The sequence below is a fragment of the Actinomadura sediminis genome, from assembly GCF_042675525.1.
Classification (GTDB): Bacteria; Actinomycetota; Actinomycetes; order Streptosporangiales; family Streptosporangiaceae; genus Spirillospora; species Spirillospora sediminis.
The window spans coordinates 1-24,122 of sequence record NZ_JBHTJA010000072.1 but is presented as its reverse complement, the minus strand read 5'-3'; the positions used below and the strand labels follow the sequence as shown (position 1 = coordinate 24,122).

At 73.2% G+C, this 24,122-nt stretch carries 22 protein-coding genes and 1 pseudogene; 9 read left to right on the top strand and 14 right to left on the bottom strand.

Going from position 1 to position 24,122, the window contains the following annotated elements:
• Positions 1-77: 77 nt before the first annotated feature.
• Positions 78-965: a PhzF family phenazine biosynthesis protein gene (locus ACFQ11_RS27070; protein WP_378303550.1), complete on the bottom strand. Its 888-nt coding sequence runs from the start codon at positions 963-965 to the stop codon at positions 78-80.
• Between the two features lie 188 nt (positions 966-1,153).
• On the opposite strand from ACFQ11_RS27070, the gene ACFQ11_RS27065 reads away from it, so the two are divergent.
• Both ACFQ11_RS27065 and ybaK read left to right on the top strand, forming a co-directional pair.
• Complete coding sequence (locus ACFQ11_RS27065; protein WP_378303548.1) at positions 1,154-1,816, top strand: LON peptidase substrate-binding domain-containing protein; 663 nt, start codon at positions 1,154-1,156, stop codon at positions 1,814-1,816.
• A 64-nt stretch (positions 1,817-1,880) separates the two neighbouring features.
• Complete coding sequence (ybaK, locus tag ACFQ11_RS27060) at positions 1,881-2,387, top strand: Cys-tRNA(Pro) deacylase (RefSeq protein ID WP_378303546.1); 507 nt, start codon at positions 1,881-1,883, stop codon at positions 2,385-2,387.
• On the opposite strand, the gene ACFQ11_RS27055 is transcribed toward ybaK, so the two are convergent.
• Positions 2,271-2,849: a hypothetical protein gene (locus ACFQ11_RS27055; protein WP_378303544.1), complete on the bottom strand. Its 579-nt coding sequence runs from the start codon at positions 2,847-2,849 to the stop codon at positions 2,271-2,273. The two genes, ybaK and ACFQ11_RS27055, sit on opposite strands and share 117 nt — an antisense overlap.
• Positions 2,850-3,001: 152 nt before the next feature.
• Here ACFQ11_RS27055 and ACFQ11_RS27050 point away from each other — a divergent pair, with 152 nt between their 5' ends.
• A complete protein-coding gene (locus tag ACFQ11_RS27050; protein ID WP_378303542.1) occupies positions 3,002-3,703 on the top strand; it encodes a DUF6882 domain-containing protein in 702 nt (233 codons plus the stop codon).
• 68 nt (positions 3,704-3,771) lie between these two features.
• A complete protein-coding gene (locus ACFQ11_RS27045) occupies positions 3,772-4,662 on the top strand; it encodes an LLM class flavin-dependent oxidoreductase (protein ID WP_378303540.1) in 891 nt (296 codons plus the stop codon).
• Positions 4,663-4,678: 16 nt separating this feature from the next.
• Here the strand turns inward: ACFQ11_RS27045 and dnaE are convergent, their stop codons facing one another.
• Together dnaE and ACFQ11_RS27035 are read right to left on the bottom strand one after the other, a co-directional pair.
• Entirely contained in the window at positions 4,679-9,370 is a 4,692-nt protein-coding gene (dnaE, locus tag ACFQ11_RS27040; protein ID WP_378303538.1) for a DNA polymerase III subunit alpha, read from the bottom strand.
• Positions 9,371-9,497: 127 nt separating this feature from the next.
• On the bottom strand, positions 9,498-10,361 hold the full coding sequence (locus tag ACFQ11_RS27035; RefSeq protein WP_378303536.1) for an AraC family transcriptional regulator: 864 nt from the start codon (positions 10,359-10,361) through the stop codon (positions 9,498-9,500).
• Positions 10,362-10,663: 302 nt separating this feature from the next.
• Here ACFQ11_RS27035 and ACFQ11_RS27030 point away from each other — a divergent pair, with 302 nt between their 5' ends.
• The 3 genes from ACFQ11_RS27030 (at position 10,664) to ACFQ11_RS27020 (ending at position 12,232) form a co-directional block, all read left to right on the top strand.
• Positions 10,664-11,140 carry a chorismate mutase gene (locus ACFQ11_RS27030; RefSeq protein ID WP_378303533.1) on the top strand — a complete coding sequence of 159 codons (477 nt, stop codon included), beginning with the start codon at positions 10,664-10,666 and terminating at the stop codon, positions 11,138-11,140.
• A 67-nt stretch (positions 11,141-11,207) separates the two neighbouring features.
• Positions 11,208-11,924 carry an AzlC family ABC transporter permease gene (locus tag ACFQ11_RS27025; protein WP_378303531.1) on the top strand — a complete coding sequence of 239 codons (717 nt, stop codon included), beginning with the start codon at positions 11,208-11,210 and terminating at the stop codon, positions 11,922-11,924.
• Positions 11,921-12,232 carry an AzlD domain-containing protein gene (locus tag ACFQ11_RS27020; protein ID WP_378303529.1) on the top strand — a complete coding sequence of 104 codons (312 nt, stop codon included), beginning with the start codon at positions 11,921-11,923 and terminating at the stop codon, positions 12,230-12,232. Before ACFQ11_RS27025 ends, ACFQ11_RS27020 begins: the two co-directional genes overlap by 4 nt.
• A gap of 6 nt (positions 12,233-12,238) precedes the next feature.
• On the opposite strand, the gene ACFQ11_RS27015 is transcribed toward ACFQ11_RS27020, so the two are convergent.
• The 3 genes from ACFQ11_RS27015 to ACFQ11_RS27005 form a co-directional block, all read right to left on the bottom strand.
• On the bottom strand, positions 12,239-13,171 hold the full coding sequence (locus ACFQ11_RS27015) for an RluA family pseudouridine synthase (protein ID WP_378303527.1): 933 nt from the start codon (positions 13,169-13,171) through the stop codon (positions 12,239-12,241).
• Positions 13,171-13,776: a signal peptidase II gene (lspA, locus tag ACFQ11_RS27010; protein ID WP_378303525.1), complete on the bottom strand. Its 606-nt coding sequence runs from the start codon at positions 13,774-13,776 to the stop codon at positions 13,171-13,173. Before lspA ends, ACFQ11_RS27015 begins: the two co-directional genes overlap by 1 nt.
• A 68-nt stretch (positions 13,777-13,844) precedes the next feature.
• A complete protein-coding gene (locus ACFQ11_RS27005; RefSeq protein ID WP_378303578.1) occupies positions 13,845-14,225 on the bottom strand; it encodes a TraR/DksA family transcriptional regulator in 381 nt (126 codons plus the stop codon).
• 754 nt (positions 14,226-14,979) lie between these two features.
• Here ACFQ11_RS27005 and ileS point away from each other — a divergent pair.
• Positions 14,980-18,159 carry an isoleucine--tRNA ligase gene (gene ileS, locus ACFQ11_RS27000; RefSeq protein WP_378303523.1) on the top strand — a complete coding sequence of 1,060 codons (3,180 nt, stop codon included), beginning with the start codon at positions 14,980-14,982 and terminating at the stop codon, positions 18,157-18,159.
• A 174-nt stretch (positions 18,160-18,333) separates the two neighbouring features.
• A complete protein-coding gene (locus ACFQ11_RS26995; protein ID WP_378303521.1) occupies positions 18,334-19,050 on the top strand; it encodes a DUF1707 SHOCT-like domain-containing protein in 717 nt (238 codons plus the stop codon).
• A gap of 29 nt (positions 19,051-19,079) precedes the next feature.
• On the opposite strand, the gene ACFQ11_RS26990 is transcribed toward ACFQ11_RS26995, so the two are convergent.
• The 7 genes and pseudogenes from ACFQ11_RS26990 to ACFQ11_RS26960 all read right to left on the bottom strand — a co-directional run.
• Positions 19,080-20,369 carry a hypothetical protein gene (locus ACFQ11_RS26990; protein WP_378303519.1) on the bottom strand — a complete coding sequence of 430 codons (1,290 nt, stop codon included), beginning with the start codon at positions 20,367-20,369 and terminating at the stop codon, positions 19,080-19,082.
• Positions 20,370-20,513: 144 nt separating this feature from the next.
• Positions 20,514-21,446 (bottom strand): DivIVA domain-containing protein, encoded by a 933-nt coding sequence (locus tag ACFQ11_RS26985; RefSeq protein WP_378303517.1) that lies wholly within the window; start codon positions 21,444-21,446, stop codon positions 20,514-20,516.
• Between the two features lie 49 nt (positions 21,447-21,495).
• Entirely contained in the window at positions 21,496-21,780 is a 285-nt protein-coding gene (locus tag ACFQ11_RS26980) for a YggT family protein (RefSeq protein WP_378303515.1), read from the bottom strand.
• A 21-nt stretch (positions 21,781-21,801) separates the two neighbouring features.
• Positions 21,802-22,332 (bottom strand): cell division protein SepF, encoded by a 531-nt coding sequence (locus tag ACFQ11_RS26975; protein ID WP_378303513.1) that lies wholly within the window; start codon positions 22,330-22,332, stop codon positions 21,802-21,804.
• A 102-nt stretch (positions 22,333-22,434) separates the two neighbouring features.
• Complete coding sequence (locus tag ACFQ11_RS26970; RefSeq protein ID WP_378303511.1) at positions 22,435-23,178, bottom strand: YggS family pyridoxal phosphate-dependent enzyme; 744 nt, start codon at positions 23,176-23,178, stop codon at positions 22,435-22,437.
• Positions 23,148-23,906, bottom strand: coding sequence for a peptidoglycan editing factor PgeF (pgeF, locus tag ACFQ11_RS26965; protein WP_378303576.1), 759 nt, complete (start codon positions 23,904-23,906; stop codon positions 23,148-23,150). The genes ACFQ11_RS26970 and pgeF overlap by 31 nt, the downstream gene beginning before the upstream one ends.
• Positions 23,907-23,911: 5 nt before the next feature.
• A pseudogene (locus tag ACFQ11_RS26960) lies at positions 23,912-24,122 on the bottom strand (cell division protein FtsZ); the annotation flags it as partial.

Here is a 24,122-nt window from a genome sequence, read left to right as displayed (position 1 = left end):
CGGACCAGTCTACGGAGTGCTCCCGCCCCCTCGCGCACCGTCTCACGTGCCGAGACGCACGCCACCGCGGGCGCCGCTCAGGCGTGGAACGTCCCGTCCAGCACGGTCACGGCCGAACCGGACAACACGACCCGGTCACCGCGCAGCGCGACGTGGACGGTCCCGCCCCGCGCGGAAGCCTGGTACCCGGTCAGCGTGTCGCGGCCGGCGCGCTCGCCCCAGAACGGCCCGAGCGTGCAGTGCGCCGAACCGGTCACGGGGTCCTCGCCGTCGCCGGGAAGCAGGCGCGGGGCGAAGAAGCGGGAGACGAAATCGTGGCCGGCGCCCGCCTCGGCGCGGGCCGTGGCGATGACGCCGCGGGCGTCGATCCGGGCGAGCGCGGCGACGTCCGGTGCCAGCCCGCGGACGGTCGCCTCGTCGGCGACCTCGGCCAGGACGTCGTTCTGGGCGCTGCGGCCGGCCCACCGGACCTCGGCGCCGAGGGCGGCGGCGAGACCCTCCGGGACCTCGGCGGGCTCGGGCGGCGCGGCCGGGAAGTCCATGGACAGGCGAGCGCCGCCTCCGCCGGCATCGCCGCCTCCGCCGGCATCGCCGCCTCCGTCTCCGGCGCCGTCTCCGTCACCGTCTCCGGCGCCGTCTCCGTCGACGGTCAGGACGCCGCTGTGCAGCGTCCGGAACCGGATCGGCGCGCCGGGCGGGGCCGTCCCCGTGGTGCGGAGGGCGTGCGCGGCGGCCAGGGTGGCGTGGCCGCACAGCGCGACCTCGGCCCGCGGGGTGAACCAGCGCAGTTCCCAGCCGGCGTCCGGGTCGTCGACCGGGCGGACGAAGGCGGTCTCGGCGTGCCTCATCTCGGCCGCGACACGCTGCATCCACGCGGGGTCGGCCGCCTCGGCGAGCAGGCAGACACCGGCGGGGTTCCCCGTGAACGCGCGGTCGGCGAAGGCGTCGACGACGAGCATCCTCATGGCCCCGAACCTACCGTGCGCCCGCCCGCGGCGGCCCGCGGCGGGGGGTGACCGCGCCGTTGCCGCGGACCGTCTGTCTCGAGTGTTCACCATGTGAAAAAGGAACCCTTACCAAGATCATCAACGGCGTCGTAGGCTGCTGTGGAGTGCGTCCTGCCGGCGGGCGCCACGGGAGCGCAGGAGAGACAGTGACGGAGCGGATCGCCCTCTTCCCCCTGGGCACCGTGCTCTTCCCCGGCCTGGTGCTGCCCCTGCACCTGTTCGAGGAGCGGTACCGCCTGCTCGTCGCCGACCTCATGGAGACCCCGGAGCCGCGCGGGTTCGGCGCGGTGAACATCGAGCTGGGGCACGAGGTCGGCGCCGACGCGGCCCGGCGGCTGTCCGGGGTGGGGTGCTTCGCCGAGCTGCACGACGTGACGCGGCACGCGGACGGGCGGTACGACATCGTGGCCGTCGGCACCCGCCGGTTCCGGCTCAAGGAGCAGGACCGTTCGCGCCCCTACCTGCAGGGCGAGGTCGAGTACCTGCCCGAGGAACCCGGAGGCGACCCGGTGCCCGTGGCACGGCACGTCCGGTGGCTGTTCGGCCGGTACCTGGAGCGGCTGCGCGGCGCCGGGGCGGGGCCCGCCGAGGAGATCGACCTGCCGGCCGACCCGGTGAGGCTGTCCTACCTGATCGCGTCGTCGCTGATCCTGGACGGCCACGAGAAGCAGCGCCTGCTGGAGTGCGAGGACGCGGCGCTGCGGCTGCGCGCCGAACGCGACCTGCTCGTCCGGGAGAACCGGATCCTGGCCGCGCTGCCCACCCTCCCGGCGGGGCAGTTCCTGGACGGATCGTTCCACCCGAACTGACGGGACGCCCGCGGAAGGCCGCGCCCCGCCGAAAACCGGTGGACGCGTGCGAGAGACTCGGCCCATGGGCAAGACCAAGTCCGGTGGGAAGCAGGGAGGCGGCGGGACGCCGGCCACCGTCGCCGCCGCGAAGGCGAAGATCGAGCACACCCTGCACCCCTACGAGCCCGACCCGGAGGCCGAGTCCTACGGGGCGGCCGCCGCCGACGCACTGGGCGTCCCGCACGAGCGGATCTTCAAGACGCTGCTGGCCGAGGTGGACGGGAACCTCACCGTCGCCGTCGTCCCGGTGTCGGGGAGCCTGGACCTCAAGGCGCTGGCCGCGGCCGCTGGCGGGAAACGGGCGAAGATGGCCGACCCGCGCGACGCCGAGCGCGCCACCGGCTACGTCGTCGGCGGGATCAGCCCGCTCGGGCAGCGCCGGCGGCTGCCGACGGTCCTGGACGAGTCGGCCTCAGCGCTCCCGACGGTCTACGTCTCCGCCGGCCGGCGCGGACTCCAGATCGAGCTGCGTCCCGCCGACCTCGTCCGCCTCACCGGCGCCCGGGTCGCCGCCGTCGCGCGCGGGTAGCCGCCGCACGACCAGTTCGAGCAGGCCGTAGGCGCCGACCGCGGCGACGGGCCAGCACATCAGCAGCCCCCGGGCGCGCAGCTCGGCGACGCCGGTGACGCGCTCGCGGTCGGCGGCGGCGTGCACCGCGGCGCGGAACTCCTCCAGCCCGATCAGGTGGCCGGTCCGCCAGGCGAGCACCCCGGCGAGGACGCCGCCCGCGGCCAGGCCGAGCAGCAGCGCGATGTCGTTGCCGCGGCCCCCCGCCAGGTAGGCGGCGCCGCCGCACAGCGCGCCCGCCACCAGGACGATCAGCGCGAACCGGATGTCGGTGCCGATCGGCGCCTGGCTCTCGGGGTCGGCGAGGTAGGTGTCACCGCGGAAGATGACATATGTCACCTCGGGCGCGGTCCAGGCCCACAGCAGGCCCGCGAGGGGCCCGAGGACCGCCATGATCAGGGTCGTGACCAGCCCGGCCGCCACGCGTCTACCGGTCGGTCCGCGCACCTCGCCCGCTCCCATCCGAGACTCCGCTGTCGGCGAAAGACTAGCCTGCCGTGGTCAGCCGATCGACAATGCAAGGGCGGCTACGCGACGCCCGCACCCGCCTCGACCACTGGGATAGTGTGCCCGACATGTCCGGATTCAGTCCCGCGTTCGAACGCCTCGGCGCCGCCCTGGCGGCCGTCGTCCTGCAGCGGCAGGAGGCGCTCGCGGAGTTCCTGCCCCGCGAGGACTGGAGCGCCGACCTTACCGCCCGCACCTACACCAGCGGCGGTGTCACGGTCCGGGTCTCGCTGCTCGGCAGCTACGCCGTGCGCGAGCGCACCTGGCTGTGGGGATGGGCGAACCCGCAGTTCGGCGACGCCCACCCCGCGGTCGTCCCGACCCTGGTCGTCCGGACGGTCGGCGAACGGCTCGGCATCACCGAGTTCACCACCCCCGAAGTTGACCTGTCCTGGTACGAGGGCACGGCCGGGCACGGCGGCGAACTCATCGCGATGGCCGCGGGCGGCGTCCTGCGCGGCGGCGGCTACATCAACGCCGGCTACGACGGCGGCTCGGCGTACCTGCACGTCGACGACCCCCGCGTGCCGGCCACGTCCTTCGACCCGGTGACCGTGCCGCGGCTGCTCAAGGACGCCACCGGCCTGTTCCCGCACGAACCGCGGCTCACCCTCGCCGGGTTCCTCGCCGAGCACCGCATCGGCTACCGGCAGACCGACACCGAGACCGAGGTGCTCGCGCCCGGCGCCCGCGCCCGCGTCCGCTTCGACGGCCTCGGCCGGTTCATCGACTGGCGGGCCGAACTCAGCCCCGCGGGCCTGGGCGGCTGACCGTCCCGTAGCCCGCGCACGTACCTCTACTGATTCGCGGCCCGGGCCCGCTGGCTAGCGTTGCCCCCATGACCTACCGATTCGGCGTCCAGCTCACCCCGTCCGCCGCCCGCCTCGACGACATCCGCGCCCTCGCCCGCGCGGCCGACGAGGACGGCCTCGACCTGCTCGGCGTCCAGGACCACCCGTACGCCGCCGACCAGGCCGACACCGTCGCCCTCATGGCGGCCCTGCTCACCGGGACCGAGCGGCTGCGGGTCTTCCCCGACGTGGCGAGCCTGCCGCTGCGCGGCCCCGCCTTCCTCGCCAAGCAGGCGGCGACCCTCGACCTGCTCAGCGGCGGGCGGTTCGAGCTGGCGCTCGGCGCCGGCGCGTTCTGGCCCGCGATCGCCGCGATGGGCGGGCCGTCCCGCACCCCCGGGGAGGCGCTGCGGGCGCTGGAGGAGGCGATCGAGATCATCCGGGCGATGTGGCGGCCGGGCGAGTCCGTCCGGGTCGAGGGTGAGCACTACACGGTCAAGGGCGTCCACGCCGGCCCCGCCCCCGCGCACCCGGTCGGGATCTGGCTGGGCAGCGTCGGGCCGCGGGCGCACGCGCTGACCGGGCGGATCGCCGACGGCTGGGCCGCGCCGATCCCGCACTACCTGCCGTACGAGCGGTGGCGCGAGGCGCAGGACGCCATCACCCGCGCCGCCGAGGACGCGGGCCGCGCCCCGTCCGCCGTCACCCGCATGGCGCAGCTCGTCGGGCACGTCACCGACGCGCCGGGCACCGTCCGGCTGGAGGGCGAGGAGCCGATCCGCACCGACGCCGCCGGGTGGGCGCGCGTCCTCGCGGACCTCGCGACCGAGACCGGCTTCGACACGTTCGTGTACTGGCCCGAGCAGGCCGACGAGACGCAGGTCCGCCGCTGGGCGCGGGAGGTCGTGCCCGCCGCCCGCGCCCTCCTCGCCGGCTGACCCGGCCCCCGCCGCGTCAGCCGAGACAGGACGGGCCGAGGAGCTGCTTCAGGTCCCCCATCAGCGCCGGGGACGGCGACACGCGGAGCCGGTCGTCGAGCCGGACGACCGTCGTGCGGGGGCCGTTCTGCAGATGCAGATGCACCTCGGCGGAGCCCGGGTGGGTGGTCAGCACCTCCTTCAGGCGCGACACGGTCGGCGGCGTGCAGCGGTTGAGGGGGAGGCTGACCGACAGCGGACCCACCGCGTCGGTGACCGTCAGGTCGGGCTGGACCACCTCCATCGCGATGATCTTCGCGACGTCCTCGCGGCGGTCCAGCTTGCCCTTGACGATCAGGATCGCGTCCTCGGCGAGCAGCGTGGAGCACAGCTGGTAGGCGGAGGGGAAGCACAGCACCTCGATGGAACCGGCGAGGTCCTCGAGCTGGAACATCGCCCACGAGTTGCCCTGCTTGGTGACCTTGCGCTGCAGGCCCGACAGCAGCCCCGCCACGACGACGATCTGCCCGTCGGGACGCTCCCCCTCGTTGAGGGACGCGATGGCGCAGTCGGCCTCCCGCTCCAGGATGTGCTCGACGCCGAGCAGCGGATGGTCGGAGACGTACAGGCCGAGCATCTCCCGCTCGAACGCGAGGAGGGTGGTCTTGTCCCACTCCTCGCCCTCGGGGATCGCGACGGCGAACGCGTCCTCGCCGCCGTCGTCCTCCAGGGCGCCGAACAGGGAGTCCTGCCCGATGGCCTCCTTGCGCTTGATGTCGATGACCGAGTCGATGGCCTGCTCGTGCACCATCAGCAGGGCCTTGCGCTCGTGGCCGAGCTCGTCGAACCCGCCCGCCTTGATCAGCGACTCCACGACCCGCTTGTTGCACACGATCGGCGGGACCTTGTTGAGGAAGTCGTTGAAGTCGGTGTAGGCGCCCTTCTCCTTGCGGGCCGCGACGATGCCGTCGACGACGTTCGTCCCGACGTTGCGGACCGCCGACAGCCCGAACCGGATCTCGGTGTCCCCGAGCGGGGTGAAGTCGGCCTCGGAGGTGTTGACGTCCGGCGGCAGCACCTTCAGGCCCATGCGGCGGCACTCGCTCAGGTACAGGGCGCTCTTGTCCTTGTCGTCGCCGACGGACGTCAGCAGCGCCGCCATGTACTCGGCGGGGTAGTTGGCCTTCAGGTAGGCCGTCCAGTAGGACACCAGCCCGTACGCGGCGGAGTGCGCCTTGTTGAACGCGTAGTCGGAGAACGGGACGAGGATGTCCCACAGCGTCTTGACGGCCTCCTTGGAGTAGCCGCGCTCGAGCATCCCGGCCTCGAAGCCCTCGAACTGGGCGTCCAGCTCGGCCTTCTTCTTCTTGCCCATGACCCGGCGGAGCAGGTCCGCCTTGCCGAGCGTGTACCCGGCCACCTTCTGCGCGATCGCCATGACCTGCTCCTGGTAGACGATCAGGCCGTAGGTCGTGCCGAGGATGTCCTTGAGCGGCTCCTCCAGCTCCGGGTGGATCGGCGTGATCTCCTGCTGGCCGTTCTTGCGGAGCGCGTAGTTGGTGTGGGAGTTCGCCCCCATCGGGCCGGGCCGGTACAGGGCGCCGACGGCGGAGATGTCCTCGAAGTTGTCGGGCTTCATCAGCCGCAGCAGCGACCGCATCGGCCCGCCGTCGAACTGGAACACCCCGAGCGTGTCGCCGCGGGCGAGGAGGTCGTAGGTGGGCTGGTCGTCCAGCGGCAGCTCCAGCAGGTTGACCTCGACGCCCTTGTTCTTCCTGATCCCCTGCAGCGCGTCGTCGATGATCGTCAGGTTCCGCAGGCCCAGGAAGTCCATCTTCAGCAGGCCGAGCGTCTCGCAGGTCGGGTAGTCGAACTGCGTGATGATCGCGCCGTCGGCGTCCCGGCGCATGATCGGGACGTGGTCGGTGATCGTCTCACCGGACATGATGATCCCGGCGGCGTGCACGCCGGTCTGCCGGATCAGCCCCTCCAGGCCCTGCGCCAGGTCCATGATCTGCTTGACGTCGTTCTCCTCCTCGTACAGCTTGCGGAGCTCGCCCGCCTCGCCGTACCGGGGGTGCTTCTCGTCGAAGATCCCCGACAGGGGGATGTCCTTGCCCATGACCGCGGGCGGGAACGCCTTGGAGATGCGGTCGCCGAGGGCGTAGGGGAAGCCGAGGACGCGGCCGGCGTCCTTGATGGCGGCCTTCGCCTTGATGGTGCCGAAGGTGGCGATGAAGGAGACCTTGTCGGCGCCCCACTTCTCCGTCGTGTACTTGATGACCTCGGCCCGGCGGTCTTCAGGGAAGTCGATGTCGATGTCGGGCATGGACGCGCGCTCGGGGTTCAGGAACCGCTCGAAGATCAGCCCGTGCGGGAGCGGGTCCAGGTCGGTGATGCCCATCGCGTACGCGACGAGCGAGCCCGCGGCGCTGCCCCGGCCGGGGCCGACCAGGATCCCGTTCTCCTTGGCCCACATGATGAAGTCGGCGACGACGAGGAAGTAGGACGGGTACCCCTTGCCGAGGATGACGCCCATCTCGTACTCGGCCTGCTTCTTGTACTCCTCGGGAACGCCGCCCGGGAACCGCCGCTCCAGGCCCTTCCAGACCTCCTTGCGGAACCAGGTCTCCTCGGTCTCGCCCTCGGGGACGGGGAACCGCGGCATGAGGTCGCGGTACTCGAACATGCCCTCCGGCTCGACCCGCTCCGCGATCAGGAGGGTGTTGCGGCAGCCCTCCTGCCAGGCGTCCGAGGAGTCGATGCCGCGCATCTCGTCCGCGGTCTTCAGGTAGTAGCCGCTGCCGTTGAACCGGAACCGGTCGGGGTCGGCGAGCTGCTTGCCGACCTGGACGCACAGGAGCGCGTCGTGCGCGGTCGCCTCGGACTCGTGGGTGTAGTGCGAGTCGTTCGTCACGACCGGCGGGATGTTCAGCTTCTTGCCGATGTCGAGGAGGCCCTGCCGGACGTTGCGCTCGATGTCGAGCCCGTGGTCCATCAGCTCCAGGAAGTAGTTCTCCTTGCCGAGGATGTCCTGGAACGTGGCGGCCGCCTTGAGCGCCTCGTCGAACTGCCCGAGCCGCAGCCGTGTCTGGACCTTGCCGGACGGGCAGCCGGTCGTGGCCATCACCCCGTCGGCGTGCTCGGCGAGCAGTTCCTCGTCCATCCGGGCGTACTTGAAGACGAAGCCCTCGGTGTAGGCGCGGCTCGACAGCTTGAACAGGTTGTGCAGGCCCGTCTTGTTCCGCGCCCACAGCGTCATGTGGTTGATCAGGCCGCCGCCGGAGACGTCGTCGCGCTTCTGGCTCGGTTCGCCCCACTGGACCTTCTTCTTGTGGAACCGCGACTCCGGGGCCATATAGGCCTCGCAGTTGTGCAGGATGAAGTCCGAGACGTAGGAGTTGTCCTCCTCGACCTCGAAGTTGAAGACCTCGCACTCGAGTTCGACCTCGTGCACGTCCCCGATCGGCCGATACAGGTACTCGTCATCCTCGAGAGTGCGCGAGTACGCGCGCTCGGGCTTGTAGGAGACCTGGTACCAGCGGTACTCACGGTCGCTGTGCCCCTGGGGGAAGTCGCCCTTCTCCACACCACTGGACACCGTGCTCCAATGCCCGCGGTCCGCCAGGAGCGCCCGCACTCCCCACGCCAGCGACCGCGAGGCGACCTTGATGTCACGTCGGCCGCTGGGATTGGACGCGGCCCCCGCAAAGCGGCCGTCACCATCGAGGAAACCCTCGAGAAAACCGGCACGGGCCTCGGCCGGTCCGTCGAGCACGCACTGCGGGACCTTCTTATCGCGGGCGCCGCACCCCACCAGCGCTCGAAGCATGAAGGCCAGCGGAACACAGCAGGCCTTGATTTCCTGGGAGCCCTTTTCCGGACGGCGGTACGTCTGGGTCGAAATCTCGAACCGGCGGAGCAGGGTACGCCAACGGTCACCGAGTTCCTGTTCGGCCTGGTTGAGCGTGAGGCCGATCCCGCCGGTCAGTTCACCGCCCCGCGTCTCCAGGTGCCCCTCTGCCGCGTACAGGCCCAGCAGGTATCCGAAGTCATGGTCCAGAGTGATCTGCGAGGGCAGCGCGGGCCAGGATTGATCCGCTCGGTGTTCGGATTCGTATGAGCGTCGCACACCGCCGCCCGACCTCTCGGAGAATCCGGCGGGCAGGAGCGGAAGGACGTCGAGCGCCCGTCGTTCACCGGCCAGTTTGGGAAGGCATGCCCAGGAGTTCCAGTCTTGGGCGCCTCCTCGGCCGGTGCGGCGGCCGGCCGCGATGTCTCCCGGCTTCTTCCAGTCCACCAGGCCGTCCGGTGTGCGGACCAGCACCGGGTGTTCTTCGGTGAGCGTCAAGGACCGGCCGTACCGGCCCGCCAGCTCGATCGTGTACGCCCGGCCCGAGTAAGGCCGCCGCATCGTCCGGAGCACACGCCGGAAACGGCCACGGTGCGTCAGGACCAGGTCACCCACCTGAACGTCCTCGACGTTCTTGACGCCATCGGCCGTAATGATCTCCTGGCCCGGCAGGAGGCAGCCGATGATGGGGGTGACTCCGGCTGCCATCGCGTGCTTGTGGAATTCGTAGGCACCGTGCATGTTGCCGTGGTCGGTCATGGCGATGGCGGGCATCTTCTGCCGCTCGACCTCCGCGAACATCTGCTTCAACCGGGCGGCCCCGTCCAGCATGGAGTACTCGGTGTGAACGTGCAGATGGACGAAAGAGTCGGCCATGCCTGGCGCACCTCCTGGCTGGTGGCATGCGACCGCCCGCGTGCGGCCCGCACGCGGTGTCGCCGTCGGTCCCGGGGGAAGATCGCCGACCCGGGGCCGGGCTCCGGGACGACGCGGTCCTGAAACCTTAACCCGCCTCGGTGGCCCCTCGGGCCCCGACACTCCCAAACCCGCGGGCGGCCCGGTAGGCGCCCGGCGGGACGCCCATGGTGCGCTTGAAGTGCCGCGTCAGATGCGCCTGGTCGGCGAATCCGGTGCGCGCGGCGACCTCGCCCGGCCGCAGCCCCTCGTCCAGCAGCGCGGCCGCCGCGCGGACCCGCGCCTGGTTCAGGTACGCGTGCGGCGGCAGGCCCGTGGCCTCCCGGAACGCCCGCAGCAGCGGGAACGGGCGCGTCCCGACCAGCGCGGCCAGCTCCTCCAGCGTCGGCGGGTCGACGAGGCTCGCGTGCAGCAGGTCCCGCGCGTCCCGGACGACGGGCGGCAGCGCGGGCCGCGCGCCCGGCGTCCCCGCCGACGGGAACCGGGCCGCGTGGCGCAGCAACAGCCCCGCGTAGGCGGTCCGCAGCATCGTGGACGCGGCCAGGGCGTCGCCCCGCTCCCCGGCCCGGTGGACGGCGCGGAGCCGCCGCGCCGCGTCCGCGTCGTCCAGGACGGGGCTCGGGAACGCGGGCGTGCCGCGCGGCAGGCCCAGCTCGGCCGCGATGTCGGCGAGGACCTCCACCGACGGGTAGGTCATCCGGTACGCCCAGCCGTCCGGGCCGCCCGCCTGCCCGGTGTGGACGGTGCCCGGGTTGACCGCGACGACCGCGCCGCGACCGGCCCGCTCGACGCCGCCCGGATGCTCGAACTCCTCCACCCCCTGGAGGATGACGCCGATCGCGTACCCGTCGTGGACGTGCCGCGAGAAGCGGTGGGTCACGTACCGGGCCCGCAGCAGCCCGACGTCGGGCAGCGCGGGATGCCGCCAGTAATGTGCGACCTCTCCCGTCATGCCTGACATGCTAGTCGTCGCCTCCGGTCTCACGTCACGAGACGAGCCGTCCCGGAATTTGACGCGGCCCCGGCGGCCCCGCCTACCATCGTCGCCATGGACCGCCGCTATACCGCGTTTACCGAGCCGGCTCCGACCGAGCCGGTCGACGCGAGCATGTAGCGACGACCTCCGGAGCCGGCCAAGGCAGAGCCCCACGGGCTCTGCCTTTTCTCGTGGAACGACACTTCCCCGACCGGGCGGCCCGGGCACCCCCCTCGCGGCCCGTCCCGGACAGGGTCCGCCAGAGAGGGAACACGAACATGAACGACTCCGTCACCGATCCCGCCGAGCCCGTGGTCGGCACCGCCCCCGGCGCGGAACACGACGCATCACGCGACACCCCGGCCGGCGCCGCCTCCACCGCGGCGCCCGCCACCGCACCCGCTCCGGCCGGTACCGCCGGTGTGCGGCCTGACGGCGGGGAGGTGGTGCGGGTCGTGTTGCCGGAGCTCGGCTCGCTTTCGAGCGTCGGGGAGGCGCGGGCCGCGATCGACGGGATCGACGCGGCGCTCGCCGCGTTGCTGGAGCGGCGCGTGGCCGTCGCCGGGGTCGTCCAGCGGCTCAAGCCCGTCGGCGGGTTCGCCGGGCGCGACCCCGGGCGGGAGCGCGCGATCGCCGAGGCGATGGCCGAGCACGCGCCGTCGCTGGGCGCCGAGCGGCTCGCGCGGATCATGACCGCCGTCATCGAGGCCGGGCTCGACGCCCTCGAGGCGTCCCGCCCGCGACCGGGCGTGTGAGGGCCGCCACGCGAAGGCCGCAAGAACGTTCAATACGCCCATCGCGGCCTCGCCTAACGTCGGCGGCATGACCATGGCGAACACCCGGACGGACGGCGCCGCCGAGGCCCCGTCCGGCGGCGCGCGCTCCGCGGCGGTCCGGGACGGGCTGGGCGTGGGCGTCGCCGTCGGCATCTCCGGCCTGGCGTTCGGCGCCGCGGCCGTCACCGCGGGCCTGACGGTGGCGCAGGCGTGCGTGCTGAGCCTGCTGGCCTTCACCGGCGCGTCCCAGTTCGCGCTGGCGGGCGTCGTCGGCGGAGGCGGCGGACTCGTCGCCGGATCCCTCGGCGCGGTGCTGCTCGGCGGCCGCAACGCCCTCTACGGGCTGCGGCTCGCCCGGACCCTCGACGTGCGCGGCTGGCGGCGGCCGCTCGCCGCGCACGTCGTCATCGACGAGACCACCGCCGTCGCGACCGCCCAGCCGGACCGGGCGTCCGCCCGCGCCGGCTTCTACACCACCGCGATCACCCTCTACGTCGCCTGGAACGCCACCACGCTGCTCGGCGCGGTCGGCGCCGGGCGGATCGGCGACCCGGACGCCGTGGGCCTGGACGTGCTCGGCCCGGCGGCGTTCCTGGCGCTGCTGTGGCCGCGCCTCACCGCCGGGCGCGCCGAGGCCCGGGTGGCGCTCGCGGCCGCCGCCGTCGCGCTCGCGGCGACGCCGCTGCTGCCGCCCGGCGTGCCCGTCATGCTCGCCGCCGTGGCGGCCCTGCCCGCCCTGCTCCGCCGGGAGAAGTCCGCATGAGCGTCTGGATCGCGGTGCTCGCCACCGCACTCGGCTGCTACGCGCTGAAGTTCGCGGGGCTCGTCGCGCCGCAGTCCGTGCTGGACGACCCGCGCGTGCGGCGGTTCACCGAGCTCGTCCCCGTCGCGCTGCTGACCGCGCTGATCGCCGTGCAGGCGTTCGCCGACGGGCGGGCGCTGGAGTTCGACCCGGCCCGCATCGCCGGGCTCGGCGCGGCGGTCGCGGCGCTGCTGCTGCGCGCACCGTTCCTGGTGGTGCTGGCCGCCGCGGCCGCGACCGCCGCCGGGCTCCGCCTGCTGGGCGTGTGAGCCCGCTCAGGACTCCGACTCGACGATCTCCAGCGCCCGCGCGAGATCGTCCGGGTAGGGGCTCTCGAACTCGACCCACCGGCCCGTCGCCGGATGCTCGAACCCGAGCCGCGCGGCGTGCAGCCACTGCCGCGTGAGCCCCAGCCGCGCCGCCAGCGTCGGGTCGGCCCCGTAGAGGTGGTCGCCCGCGCACGGGTGCCTGATCGCCGCCATGTGCACCCGGATCTGGTGGGTGCGGCCCGTCTCCAGCCCGATGTCGAGCAGCGTCGCCGCCCGGAACGCCTCGACCGTGTCGTAGTGCGTCACCGACGGCTTCCCGCCCGCCACCACCGCGAACCGCCCGTCGCCGGACGGGTGCCGGTCGATGGGCGCGTCGACCGTCCCGCGGAACGGGTCCGGATGGCCTTGGACGAGCGCCCGGTAGCGCTTGTCGACGGTCCGCTCCTTGAACGCCCGCTTGAGCCGCGAGTACGCCGACTCGCTCTTGGCCACCACCATCGCGCCCGTCGTGTTGGCGTCCAGCCGGTGCACGATGCCCTGCCGCTCGGACGCGCCGCTCGTCGCGATCGTGTGCCCCGCGCCGAGCAGCCCGCCGAGGACGGTCGGGCCCGTCCAGCCGGTCGTGGGGTGCGCCGCGACGCCGATCGGCTTGTCGATCACGACGATGTCGTCGTCCTCGTACAGGATGCCCATCCCGGGGACCGGCTCGGCGACCGGCGCGGGCGCCGAGGGCGGCGGCGGCAGCGTCACCTCGAGCCACGCCCCGGCCTGCAGCCGCTCGGACTTGGTGGCCAGCGCGCGTCCGTCCAGCAGGACGTCGCCCGCGGCGATGATGTCGGCGGCACGGCCCCGGGACAGCCCGAACAGCCGCGACAGCGCCGCGTCGGCACGCTCCCCCTCCAGCCCGTCGGGGACGTGGAGGCTGCGCGTCTCCCCCATCAGGACTCGTCCCCCGGGGTCCGCGCGTCCCGCTCGCCCGCGGGCTTGGGCTCGGCCTGCTCGGGCTCGGCGGGGCCGGGATCGGACGCCGCCGGGGCTCCGCCGCCCGCGGCGCCGCCCTCCCCGTCGCCGTCCTCGTCTCCGCCGATGCGGGTGCCGTCCAGCTGGAGGCCGCGCGCCGCCAGCACCACGGCCAGGACGCCGCCGCAGACGACCGCCGAGTCGGCGAGGTTGAACACCGGCCAGTTCGGCACCTGGATCCAGTCGACGACGTGGCCCTCCAGCGGCGCGGGCGCACGGAACACCCGGTCCACCAGGTTGCCGAGCGCGCCGCCGAGCATCAGGCCGAGGCAGATCGCCCACGGCAGGCTCCGCAGGTTGCGGCCCGCCCAGATGATCGCCACGACCACCCCGGACGCGATCACGGTGAACACGATCGTGTAGCCGGTGCCGATCGAGAAGGCGGCGCCGCTGTTGCGGGTCTCGCGCAGCGTCAGCAGCCCGCCGAGCAGCCGGATCGGCTCCTCCCCCTGCAGCGTCGCCACCACGACGATCTTGGTCACGATGTCGGCGGCGAGCGCCAGCACGGCCACCACGGCCAGCACGCCGACACGGCGCGGCCGAGGAGATCCCGTGGATTCCCCGGCCCCGCCCTCTGGGTTCGTTGAGTCGCTCAGCGACGTTCCTCGCGTTGTTTGCATGTCACACACAGGGTCGCACGAGGGAACACCTGAAGTCGCGCCTTGCCGATCGGTTCGCCGCAGACCTCGCAGATCCCGTACGTGCCGGCGTCCATCCGCTGGACGGCCCGCTCGCTCTGCGCGAGCAGGTCCTGCGAATTGTACGCGAGGGCGAGCTCGTGCTCGCGCGCGTACGTCTTCGCGCCCGCGTCGGCCTGGTCGTCGCCGGCGCCCTCGCTCGGGTCCCCCTCGGCGATCTGGCTCGTCGAGACCGCGATGTCCGCGCGCAGCTCGGCGATCTGCTCCTCGAGCCCGGCACGGACCTCCGCCAGCTCGTCCGGCGTCCAGTGCTCCTCTCCCGCCCGGACCGGCAGGCCCGCGGCGTCCGGCCGCCGGCCGTCCCCTCCGGCGCCCCGCCGCGCCTTCGCGACGCCCCGCGGCTTCCCGGCCGACTTCCCGGCGGGCTTCGCGGCGGGCTTCGCGGCGGGCTTCGCGGCGGGCTTCGCGGCGGGCTTCGCGGCGGGCTTCGCCGCCGGTTTCGTCTTCGCCTTCGTCGCCGCCCCGGCCCGGGTCCGGCCCGTCCCGGCCGCCGCGCCGGCCTCCGTCACGCTGATCGCCTCGGTGGGCAGTCCGGGCATGGGGTCCCCCTTCACGGGCAAGGTCGGAAGCGACCTGGGATCGTTACCGACCGCTTATGCCCCTCGCACGAGTTTCCGGAAACCCCAGGGATCCCCGAATCCTCGGAAAGGAACCATGACGGACGAACGGCCGTCCCGGCGATAACCGGAAGAGGACGGCCCCGCGGTGCGTTAAAGTCGGGGAACACGCAGCCGCAGCAGGCGATGATGGGGACGCCTGCCGCCGCACGCAGCCATGAGCGACCCGGGGACGGTGCGAGCCCGGGGGCGAGCACGGCGGTCTGATCACCCCGGAGCCTCCGGAAGAACCGCCCCGGCGCACGGGGCCCAGTAGACCCGGTCGCCGCGGCTCGAACGAAGCGGTCCGCGCCGAACCCGGCGCGGTCAAGGAGGGTGGTACCGCGGGGCCCGTCCGGACGATCCGGGCGCGCGTCTCGTCCCTCCGGACACGTGCAGGCCCGTTTTCACGTCGATCCGGAGGTCCGCCATCGTGAGCCGAGGTTTCCGGCCACTGCCCGCGCAGGTCGATCTGCCCGCCCTCGAGCGGGACATGCTGCGCCGCTGGCAGGAGAACAAGGTCTTCGAGCGGTCGCTGGAGCGCACCGCGTCCGGTCCCCGCTGGCTGTTCTACGAGGGGCCGCCCACCGCCAACGGCATGCCCGGCGTCCACCACGTCGAGGCGCGCGTCTTCAAGGACGTCTTCCCGCGCTACCGCACCATGAAGGGCTACCACGTCCCCCGCAAGGCCGGCTGGGACTGCCACGGGCTGCCCGTCGAGGTCGCCGTGGAGAAGGAGCTCGGCCTCACCGGCAAGAAGGACATCGAGGAGTACGGCGTCGCGGAGTTCAACGCCCGCTGCCGCGAGTCCGTGCTGCGCCACGTCGACGCGTTCGAGGAGATGTCCGAGCGGATGGGCTTCTGGGTCGACACGGCCCAGGCGTACCGCACGATGGACCCCCAGTACGTCGAGGCGGTCTGGTGGTCGCTCAAGCAGATCCACTCCAAGGGCCTGCTGTTCCGCGACTTCCGCATCACCCCGTACTGCCCGCGCTGCGGCACCGGCCTGTCCGACCACGAACTCGGCCAGCCCGGCGGGTACGAGGAGGTCACCAGCCCCTCGGTGTACGTGCGGATGCCGGTGACGTCCGGCCCGCTCGCCGACCTCGGCGCCGCGCTGCTGATCTGGACGACGACGCCGTGGACGCTCGTGTCGAACACCGCCGTCGCCGTCCACCCCGACGTCACCTACGTCGCGGCGCGTCCCGCCGGGTCCGACGAGGTCCTCGTCGTCGCCGAGCCCCTGGTGGACCAGGTCCTGGGCGAGGGCGCCGAACGGCTCGCCGTGTACCGGGGCGCCGACCTCGAACGGACCCCGTACCGGCGCCCGTTCGACCTCGTCGACATCCCGGACGCCCACTACGTCGTGCTCGGCGACTACGTCACCGTCGAGGACGGCACGGGACTCGTCCACCAGGCACCGGCGTTCGGCGCCGACGACATGACCGTCTGCAAGAACTACGGCATGCCCGTCGTCAACCCCATCGGCCCGGACGGGCGGTTCCTGCCCGAGGTGCCCATGGTGGGCGGGAAGTTCTTCAAGAACGCCGACGAGGCCCTCACCGACGACCTGCGCGCGCGTGGGCTCCTCTACCGGGGCAGTCACTTCGAGCACAGCTACCCGCACTGCTGGCGCTGCCACACCCCGCTCCTCTACTACGCGCTCCCCGCCTGGTACATCCGCACCACGCAGATCAAGGACCGGCTGCTCGAGGAGAACGAGAACACCAACTGGTTCCCCGAGACGGTCAAGCACGGCCGCTACGGCGAATGGCTGCGCAACAACGTCGACTGGTCGCTGTCCCGCAGCCGCTACTGGGGCACCCCCCTGCCGCTGTGGGTCTGCGAGGAGAACGAGGAGCACGTCACCTGCGTCGAGTCCCTCGCCGAACTCGGCGAGCTCGCGGGCTCCGACATGTCCGCGCTCGACCCGCACCGCCCGTACGTCGACGACGTCGTGTTCCCCTGCCCGTCCTGCGGCGCCGAGGCCCGCCGCGTCCCCGACGTGATCGACGCCTGGTACGACTCCGGCTCGATGCCGTTCGCCCAGTGGGGCGCCCCGCACCGCAACAAGGACGTCTTCGAGGCGTCCTACCCCGCGCAGTACATCTGCGAGGCCCAGGACCAGACACGCGGCTGGTTCTACTCCCTGATGGCCGTCGGCACGCTCGTGTTCGACCGGTCGTCCTACGAGAACGTCCTGTGCCTCGGGCTGATCCTCGCCGAGGACGGCCGCAAGATGAGCAAGCACCTCGGGAACGTCCTGCGGCCGATCCCGCTCATGGACGAGCACGGCGCGGACGCCGTCCGCTGGTTCATGCTCGCCAGCGGCCTGCCCTGGGCGTCCCGCCGCGTCGGCCACGGCGCGCTGGAGGAGATCGTCCGCAAGGTGCTCCTCACCTACTGGAACACCGCGTCGTTCTTCGTGCTGTACGCCAACGCGGCCGAGGCGCAGGGCAAGGCGTGGACGCCCGGCCGCATGGACGAGGCGCCCGCACCCGCCGACCGCCCGCTCCTCGACCGGTGGGCGCTCGCCGAACTGCACCGCACCGTCGGCGAGGTCGACGCCGCCCTCGACCGGTTCGACACCGCCCGCGCCGGGCGCCGCCTCGCCGAGTTCGTCGACGACCTGTCGAACTGGTACGTGCGGCGCTCCCGCAAGCGGTTCTGGGAGGGCCCCGAGACGCCCGAGGGCGCCTCCGCATTCGCCACCCTCTACGAGTGCCTCGAGACCCTCACGCGCCTCATGGCGCCGATGGTCCCGTTCGTCACCGACCACGTGTGGGACGTGATCCGCCCCGCCGACGCGCCCGAGTCGGTGCACCTCACCGAGTTCCCGGCCGTCCGCGAGGACCTCCTCGACGCCGCGCTCACCGAGCAGATGGCGCTCGTCCGGCGGCTCGTCGAACTCGGCCGGTCCGCCCGTGCCGCGAGCGGCGTCCGGACCCGCCAGCCGCTCGGCCGCGCCCTGGTCGGCGCGGCCGGCTGGGCCGCGCTGCCGGAGCAGCTGCGCGCCCAGATCGCCGAGGAGCTGAACGTCCAGGCGTTCGAGGAGCTCTCCTCCATCGGCGGCGACCTCGTCGAGTACGAGGTCAAGCCGAACTTCCGCGAGCTCGGCAAGCGGTACGCCAAGGACACCCCGAAGGTCGCGGGGGCCGTCACGTCGGCGGACGCCGCGGCGCTCGTCCGGTCCCTGCGCGAGGACGGCGCCGTCGAGGTGGACGCCGCCGGGCTCGGCGCCGTGCGCCTCACCGCCGACGACGTGATCGTCACCGAGCGGCCCCGGAGCGGCTGGGCGGTGGAGAGCGCCGCGGGCGAGACCGTCGCCTTCGACCTCACCATCACGCCCGAACTGCGCCGCGCCGGTCTCGTGCGCGAGGCCGTCCGGCTCGTCCAGGAGGCCCGGAAGGCGGCCGGGCTCGAGGTCACCGACCGGATCGAGCTGTGGTGGGAGGCCGCCGGCACCGACCTCGCCGAGGCGCTGCGCGCCCACGGCGCCGAGCTGGCCGCCGAGGTCCTCGCCACGTCCGTCGCCGAGGGCCGTCCCGACGGCGTCGAAGGCGGCCGGGACGACGAGCTGGGCCTCGCCTACTGGCTCCGCAAGGCGGCGTGACCCACGGGGGTTCCGGGGACGCCCCCGGAACCCCCGCCTTCTACGTCTCCCCTGCGTCTCCGCGACTCTGCGGCACCCCACCGCACCTGCCTTGACAAAGTAAGTTCCGGCCGGAAGGGGACGGCGGCGAGCCACGGGTTTTCGAGATGCATCGCGTTTTGTCATGATGGGCGGGTGAACCTTCCCGAGCACCCTTCCGGACAGGATCCCGCCCGGCTCCGCGCGTCCGACGCCGACCGCGACGAGGTCGCCGACCGCCTCCGCGAGGCCCTGGCCGAAGGACGGATCACGGCCGAGGAGCACGCCGAGCGCATCGACGCCGCCTACCGGGCCAAGACGTACGCGGACCTCGAACCCCTGCTCGGCGACCTGCCCTCGGGCGCGGCGCCCGTCCCGCGCGTCAACCTCCGCAAGGAGGAGGCGCCGGCGCCGCCGCCCGCCCGGCACTCGGCGAACGTCGTGGCCGTCCTGTCCGGGGCGACCCGCACCGGGCGCTGGCTCGTGGAGGAGCGGACCACGGTCGTCTCCCTCCTCGGCGGCATCGAACTGGACTTCCGCCGGGCCGTCCTCAGCGCCTCCGAGGTCACGCTGAACATCACGGCGATCATGGGCGGGGTGGCCATCACCGTGCCGCCGGGGGTACGGGTCGTCGACTCCACCATGGCGATCCTCGGCGGGAACTCGCTGCCCGAGGACGACGTCGTCGATCCGGACGCCCCCGTGATCCGGCTGACCGGCATGGTCCTGCTCTCCGGCGTCACGGTCGAGCGCAAGGAGGCCGATGCCTCCGGATCGCGGCGCGAGCGGCGGCGGGAACGGCACCGCCGGATGACGGACCGCCACGCGCAGACCCCTCACCGGCCGACGGAGCGCCGCCACCGCCACCATTGACGGGACCGGGCGCGGCGGCGCGACGGACGTCAGTCGCGGGCGCGCTCGCGGTCGGGCTGGCAGACGAGGCAGGGCGTGCAGCCGCGGGCCTTGGCCTCGGCGCGGGAGAGGGACTCCAGGTCGTCCGCCTCGTCGCCGATGTCCTCGATGAGGGCGCAGTCCGTACGGTGGTAGCGCTTGGTGCCGCTCAGGATGCGGACCTGCGGGTCGTCGCCGTCCGGATCCGCCGCCGCGGGCGGCTCCTCCCGGACGGGCTCGGGCTCGGGGGCCTGCCGGGGCACCTCGGCGGTCTCGTCCGGCGCGACCGCGTCGCGGGGCCGCGGAGCCGGCGTGTCCTGCTCGGCGGCGGCGTCCGCCCGGGACGGCTCCCCGGCCGGCCGCTCCGGCTTCTGCTCGTCCTTCGCCGGCGCCGCGCTCTCCGCCGCCCCGACCTTGTCGGTCTTCTCGACCTTGCCCGTCTCGGCGTCCTTGCCGGTCTCGTCCGGCCCGTCGCGCTCGGCCCGGTCCCGCACCGCGGGCTCTTCGGGCTTCTCCTTGACGAGGTCGGCGACGGGCAGGTCCATCAGCGTCGGGCCCGCCGGCGCGCTCTTCGGCTTCTCACCCGCGTCGTCGCGGGGGATCTCGGCGGTCACGTCGAACGAGGTCGGCGCGGGGGCGGGACGGGCGAGGCCAGCGAGGCCGTTCTCCTCGGCACCGGACCGTTCCGCCGTCCTCACCGGCTCCTCGCCCGGGGCGGCCTTCGTCTCCTTGCCCCCGCCGGCCTTCGGCTCCGCCTTGGCGCGCGCCGCCAGTGCGGTGTCCGGCATGCAGGCGGTGCAGGAGCTGAAGCCCTCCTCGCGGGCCTCCGCGTAGGTGAGCTCCTCGGTCTCGCGGCCGGCGAGCTGGCGGCAGGTGTCCAGGTGGTAGCGCTTGCGGCCGCGGACGACGAACACCAGCGCGTCGTCGGGCACGTCGACCGGCTGTACCGGGATCTCGACGGCGTCGTCGGGCGGTTCCGGCGTCCCGGCGGGCTTGGCGGCCCCGGGGACGGCGGCCGGCGCGGCCGCCGCCGGCTTGGCGCGCTTGTCCCGCTTGTCCCGCCGCGGCTTGCGCTTCTTCGCGGGCGCCGTGGAGACGCCCGGGCCGAACAGCTCCTTGCGGCGCAGGAACACCCCGATGGCCAGGCACAGCGCGGAGACGATGCTGACGCCGATGGAAATGTAGATCACCACCAGCGCGTCCAGGCCGAAGACCTGGGCGCTGTCGCCGTTGCCCGCGACGATTCCCGCGACGAGCAAGGCGATGGCCGTCACCACGAGCACGCCACTCAGGATGATCACAGGGTCTCTCCCCCTCGTTCAGACCGCTCGGCTCCCGGGCCGCCCGAGGGCCCGGTGGTCGACCCGCCGCGGCGCCGCCGGGATGGCGGCGATGCCATCCTCGGCGCGGCGGACGGAAAGACCCTATCGCCTGCGGTGCCCGCCTCAGCGCCTCTCGTGCGGCGGGTTGTCCCCACCGGAGTGGAACGCGCCGGTCGCCGAGTGCTGGACCTGCTGCGGGCCGTGCTCGGCCGGCGGCGGGAAGCCGGTGGGGGCGGCGCCGTTGCGGTTCTCGCCCTGCGGGACGGCGTTCTGCGGACCGGTCTGCGGACCGGAGTTCTGCTGCTGGCCGGGGGCGCCGGGGACGGCCGCGAACGCGCCGGTCTCGGTGCTGCCCGCCTCGAGGTCGCGCAGCTGGCCTTCCAGGTAGACCTTCAGGCGGCTGCGGTACTCGCGCTCGAACGCGCGGAGGTTGTCGACCTCGCGCTCGAGCTCCTCGCGCTGCTGCACGAGGGAACCCATGACCTGGCGGTGCCGCTCCTGGGCGTCCCGGTCGAGGGCCTCGGCGCGGGAGCGGGCCTCGCTGACGATCTGGTCGGCCTGCCGGCGGGCCTTGCCGAGGATCTCCTCGGCCTCGCGGCGGGCGCGGCCGAGCGTCTCGTCGGCCTCGCGGCGGGCGTCCGCGATCGCCTGGTCGGCGGTCTGCTGCGCGAGCGCGAGCACGCGGGCGGCGGTGTCCATGTTGTCCTCGCCGCCGGACTGGGCCGCGGCCATGCCGAGACCGCCGAGGGCCGGCTCCGGCTCGGGCTGCTGCTGCACCGGCTGGGGCGGCGCCTGCGGCTGCGGCTCGGGACGCGGGGGCTCGGGGATCTTCTGGACGTCCGGCTTCGGCTCCACGATCGGAGCGGCCATGGCGGGAACCTTGCCGCGAAGGCACTCGGCCAGCTTGGCCCGCAGTTCCTCGTTCTCCTGGATGAGGCGGTCGAGTTCGGCCTCGACCTCGTCGAGGAAGGCGTCCACCTCCTCCTCGTCGTACCCCGGCCTCAGCCTGGTGGTACTGAACTGCTTGTTCCGCACATCGGCGGGTGTCAGCGGCATGTTCGTCTCCTTGGCGCGCTTGGAGTCTGTCCCAAAGGACGGTATCCGATCAGAGCCCCGGTACGAAGATGATCAAGATCCAGACCACAAAGAAGAGGACGGTGAAGCTGAGGTCCAGCGACACGTTACCCAGCCGTACGGGCGGAATGTAACGCCTCAGGAACTTCAGCGGCGGGTCGGTGACGGTATAGACCGCCTCGGCGATCACCAGGACCACTCCCGTCGGCCGCCACTGCCGGGCGAACTGCTGCAGGAGCTCCAGGATCAACCTCCCGATCAGCAGCAGGAGGAAGATGATCAGTACGGCCTCGATCACGGCCCAAACGATGTTCACGGATACTCTCGCATGTGGATCTCAGCTCTGGTTGAAGAACCCTCGTTCTGCCATCCGGGCCTTGTCCTCCGCCGTCACTTCCACGTTGGCGGGTGACAGGAGGAACACCTTGTTCGTAACACGCTCGATGCTCCCGTGCAGGCCGAACACGAGACCCGCCGCGAAATCGACGAGACGCTTCGCGTCGCTGTCGACCATCTCGGTCAGGTTCATGATGACCGGCGTCCCCTCACGGAAGTGCTCACCGATGGTCCTCGCCTCGTTGTAGGTCCTCGGGTGCAGCGTAGTGATGCGCGCGAGGTCCGTGGTACCGCTCTCGTAGAGCGCCACGGAGCGTCGCTCGACGGTCGACGGGGCGTGATGCTCGCGATCACGGTCCGGTTCGTCCTCGGCTCGGGTAAGCTGACCGCCGGATTCGTCCTCGCGACGGCGCCCCTCGCCGGGGTCGGTCTCATCGTCGTAGATGTCGTACTCGTCGTACCTGTCGTCGTCGTAACGGTCGTCCTCCACCAGGCCGAGGTAGACCGCCATCTTGCGCATCGCGCTGGCCATACGCCCCTCCGTGTCCTGTGGCCGCGGCTCCGGCGCGTCCGGCGCCGCGGGTGACCGTCCGTCTGCGTGGCCCGCGTTCCGGCAGGTCCCACTGGGGGGACATTACCTGACGATTGCCCGTCGGCCGCCGAGCAACGCCGTACCGATCCTGAGGTGTGTCGCGCCGCACGCGATCGCCTGTTCCAGATCACCGCTCATACCCGCGGAAACGATCGAGGCGCCCGGATGGTTTCGGCGGACGCCCGACGCGACCTCGGCGAGCCGGGCGAACGCGGGCAGCGGGTCGGCGCCGAGCGGCGCGACCGCCATCACCCCGCCGAGTTCCAGGCCGGGCGCCCCCGCGATCTCGTCGGCGAGGCCCGGGACGTCCTCGGGGGCGGCGCCGCCGCGGCCCTCCCGCCGTTCGTCCTCGTCCAGGGAGACCTGCACCAGGCAGCGCAGCTCCCGGCCGGCGCGGCCGGCGGCGTCCGACAGCGCGCGGACGAGCCGGGCGCGGTCCACCGAGTGGACGACGTCGGCGTAGCCCGCGACGGCGCGGGCCTTGTTCGTCTGGAGGCGTCCGACGAAGTGCCAGGTGAGCGGCAGGTCGGCGCAGTCGGCGGCCTTCGGGCGGGCCTCCTGGTCGCGGTTCTCGCCGACCTCGGTGAGGCCGAGTCCGGCCAGCAGCCGCACGTCGGCGGCGGGGAAGGTCTTCGTCACCGCGATCAGCGTGATCTCGCGCTCGTCGCGGCCCGCGGCGGCGCAGGCGGCGGCGATCCGCGCGCGGACGGCGGCGAGGCCGTCGGCCAGTTCGGCGCGGCGCTCCTCGGGGGTCACTACGGGCGTTCCTCGCGTTCGGTCAGCCATACGTAGCCGGCGAACCGGCCGGTGCGGCCGTCGCGGCGGTAGGAGAAGAGGTCCGGGTCCTCGATGGTGCAGCGGGGGTCGATCCGGACGTCGGCGACGCCCGCGGCGGCGAGCTGCCCGGCGATGCCGGCGCGGATGTCGAGGCCGGGGGTGCCGCGGGACGTGGTCGCGCGCGCGGCGGGCACGGCGGCGGCGACCTCGTCGCGCATCGCGGCCGGGACCTCGTAGCACCCGCCGCACGCGGCGGGGCCGATGGCGGCGGACGTCCGGGACGGGTCGGCGCCGTGCTCGCGCATCCGGTCCAGGAGCGCGGGGACGACGCCCGCGGCGGTGCCGGGACGGCCGGAGTGCGCGGCGCCGACGACGCCGGCGACGGGATCGGCCAGCAGGACGGGGGCGCAGTCGGCGACCAGGACCGCGAGGGCGAGACCGGGGACGGTGGTGACGATCGCGTCGACGGGGGTGTCGCCGAGGTCTTCGGGGGCGGTGACGTACGCGACGTCCGCGCCGTGCACCTGCCGCATCCAGACGGTACGGGCGGGGTCGACGCCGAGGCGGGCGGCGGCCCGCTTCCGGTTGTCGCGGACGGCGGCGGGGTCGTCGCCGACCGCACCACCGAGGTTGAGGGAGTCGTAGGGGGCTTCGCTCACGCCTCCGGCGCGTCCGGTGAACGCGGCGCGGACGCCGGCGCCGAGGGCGAAGTCGCCGCGGGCGGTGTCGCCGTGTATGGGGGTCACGGTCCCTTCAGGAAGTCGGGGACGTCGAGGTCGTCCTCCTCGTCGAACACGACGCGGCGCGGGGGGCGCTTGCCGGTCGCGGCGGGGCCGCCGTCGTTCTCGCCGGCGTGCACGCGGGAGGGCTGGTCGGCGGCGGGGCGCGGCGCGGGGGCGCGCTGCGCCTGCTCGCCGGCGCGGGACTCCCGCTGCTCGGCGGGCTGCGCCGCG